The organism is Methylobacterium sp. CCH5-D2 (assembly GCF_001556475.1).
Lineage (GTDB): Bacteria > Pseudomonadota > Alphaproteobacteria > Rhizobiales > Beijerinckiaceae > Methylobacterium > Methylobacterium hispanicum.
The window spans coordinates 1-2,797 of record NZ_LSIX01001086.1 but is presented as its reverse complement, the minus strand read 5'-3'; the positions used below and the strand labels follow the sequence as shown (position 1 = coordinate 2,797).

At 75.1% G+C, this 2,797-nt stretch carries 2 protein-coding genes and 1 pseudogene; all 3 read right to left on the bottom strand.

From position 1 onward, the window contains the following. Positions 1-301: pseudogene (locus tag AX737_RS29235) on the bottom strand (hypothetical protein); the annotation flags it as partial. Positions 302-622: 321 nt separating this feature from the next. After that, the gene (locus AX737_RS29230; RefSeq protein ID WP_082773369.1) at positions 623-1,897 is read right to left on the bottom strand and encodes a multidrug ABC transporter ATPase; all 1,275 of its coding nucleotides are present in this window, start codon (positions 1,895-1,897) and stop codon (positions 623-625) included. A 438-nt stretch (positions 1,898-2,335) separates the two neighbouring features. Continuing rightward, positions 2,336-2,572 carry a hypothetical protein gene (locus tag AX737_RS29225; protein WP_009862913.1) on the bottom strand — a complete coding sequence of 79 codons (237 nt, stop codon included), beginning with the start codon at positions 2,570-2,572 and terminating at the stop codon, positions 2,336-2,338. Between the last annotated feature and the right edge of the window lie 225 nt (positions 2,573-2,797).

The window sequence follows — 2,797 nt, the reverse complement described above, 5'->3', positions numbered from 1 at the left end:
CCGCCACGCCGAGGCGGGCGCGGACCCGGTCCTCGTCCAGCGCGGCGAGCGGCAGCACGAGGAAGACCTCGGACCCGCCCGCCAGGGCTGCCGCCGCGCGGTCGAGCAGGCCCTGGAGCTGCGCCGCCGCGCCGTGGGCGACCAGGGCGGGCGGGCGCCGGCCGGCCGGCGCGGCCGGGCCGGGCGCGTGCCCGGGGTAGGCCAGGACGGTGGCCGGGCGCTCGACGCGCGCGAGGGCGGCGGCGGCCAGCAACGCCGCGTGGTATCCGGACGCATCGTCCGCGAAGAACCCATAGACCATGGCGGCATCCTTTCCGGTTGCGGGCCGCTGGAGCTTCCTTCTCTGAGGAAGGCTGAATTATACCAATGGTAAAATAGACTGGCTAGATTCGGTCTTGCCTGAAAGCAGTTCACCCCACCGCAATCTCTGGCCTTGGTTAACCGAAAGCAGTCTACGCGCCCCGACGTGCGGGGATGCGGGCCGCACCACCGCCACGCTTCCGACGGCTCGGCGAGCGGGCCGCGCGGGGAGCCGCGAGCCCGGTCTTCGCCGGACGCCGATCCGTTGCCCGTCGCGTTCCCGGCGAGCCCGCCGCGCCGGCGACGGGGCGCGGGCGAGCGCTCAGGCGGTCCGGATCGACCGCCCCGGCGCGTCAGTGAGACGCGGCCCCTGGTCCGATCGGGGACGGCTCACCGCCTTGGTGACCTCCTCGAACCGCGCGCTCGCGTCGGACCAGTTCTGGGCGAAGTCGAACAGCTCGCGCAGGGCCGGCGCGATCTCCTTGTAGGCCGCCAGCGCCGCGACCAGGGCGCCGAGCGAGAGGCGGCCCTGGACGACGAGGTAGCCGCCGATCGCGAAGAAGAAGAACGGCGTGAGGTTGGAGGTGTAGTTGTAGAGCCCCTTCAGCCGGCCCTTGAGGTCGTTGATCTCGACCCGCACCCGCTCAAGCTCCTCCGCCAACCGCATCTGCCGCAGCAGGGCCGACCCGCGTGCGGGGCCGGGCGCGGCCGCGGGCGCGCGGGCGGCCTCCTCCGTGGTCAGGAGGCCGCCGAGCGCCCGGGTCGCGTGGACCCGCGCGCGCACCCTGCCGTTCAGGCGCCGCTGGAGGCGGGGCAGGACGCTGAGCTGCACCGGCAGCATCATCAGCGCGGCCAGCGCGAGGGCGGCGTTCTGGAGGAGCAGGAAGGCGACGCTGGTCACCAGCGTGCCGCCCTGCACGAGCGGCACGGCCACGAGGCTGGCCCCGAAGTAGCCGATGGGCTCGACCTCCTGGACGGCGACGGCCGCGAGCGCGGCCCGGCGCTCGGGCGAGCCTTCCCCGCGCGCCCGCCGGACGATGGCGAGGCGTAGCCGGCGCACGAGGCGCTCGTTGACGCGCCCGCGCGCCCGGTTGACCGCGTACTTGGCGAGCCCGCCCAGCGTCAGCACGGCAAGGTAGCTGGCGCACAGGGCGAACAGGAGTTCCACCTGCGAGAGGGTGAGGCCCAGGACGGTCATCTCCGGATGGCCGTCCCCGTCCGCGTCGGTGATGGCGCGGTTGATGATGTGCTTGGGGATCTCCAGGAGAAGCCACGCCGCCGGAAGGGTCAGCAGCGAGAGCAGCACGAGGCGCAGCTGGAAGCGCAGCGTCGCCCGGACGATGAAGCGCTCCAGGCGCCACCCCCGCTCGCCCTCGGACGCGCCGACCGCGGTCGGCGGCATCGGCCTCGGCCGGGCCCGCCGGCGCCGCCGCAGCCCCGCCCACCGCAGGCCGAACCGGACGATCAGCCATCCTGTCCAGGCCGGCGCGACCACGAAGACGAGCACGGCCAGGAGGTCGATCCACCAGTGGCCGTGCGGGTAGTCGAGCCCCGTGATCCGGTGGGCCAGGGCGTGGATGAAGGCTGGCGTCACCACGGGGCGCTCCGATGCCGGGATCGATCCCATCCCGTGGGGGCCGTCAGGCTTGCCCGCGCCGATGCGTGCGTGCCCGCGTCACGTCCCCGTTTCGCGTCCGGGCCTCGCCGGGGGCTCCGCCGGCCCGGCCCGGCCGGTGACGACCGGGGGATTCCCGTCCGCAGGCTCGGGCCGGGCGGCCAGGGCCGCCGCGCACGCGCCGCGGGACCGGGGCCTCCGGCAGCCGGGCGAAGCGATGCGGCGCCGCGCTCGCGCCCGGAGCTGCGCCAACCCCGGCCCGGGGGCGCGCGGCAGGCCCCGCGCGGCAGCGGGCGCGGTGCCGCCTTGACCTCCCGGCACGTGAGCGCGAACCGAGCCGCCGTCGCGCATCCGTTTCCCGCGGCCGGAGCGAGACGGGGCAAGGGCTGACGGCACGGTCCCTCGGCGGCTCGCATCGGCCTAGGTGACCCACTCCACGACGAGCGACAGCGTTGCGATCAGCAGGACGCCCCCGGCCTCGTCGCGCACCCGCGCGATCAGCGTGGTCCGGTCCTCGCCGGGCGGCAGGTCCCTGGCGAGCTCGGAAAGGGTGGCGCTGACCTCCTCCCGCACGGCCTCTCGGTCGGCGAGGTCGAGGCCGTCCCGGTCGAAGACCTTTCCGTTGGCGTCGCTGAAATCAAAGAAGTACCGCGGCATCGGCTGGATCCTCGCTCTCCGACAATGACGCCGCCTCGCGGACGAGGCGGTAACGGGCCGGCGCGGGCGTCCGGGCTCCCAATCCGGAGGCACGGCGGTTGGCATCGCCCCACAGAGCTTGCCGACGGCGCCCCTGCCCGCGGCGGCCGATGACCGGTCCCGCCGCCGTCGACATCAGGGAGGTCCCGGACGGGGGCGGGCCTGCCGCGGAGCGGGGCTGGCGGG

Bases quoted from the DNA above. Each gene is read 5' to 3' on its own strand.
- AX737_RS29225 (WP_009862913.1), bottom strand. From the start codon at position 2,572: ATGCCGCGGTACTTCTTTGATTTCAGCGACGCCAACGGAAAGGTCTTC.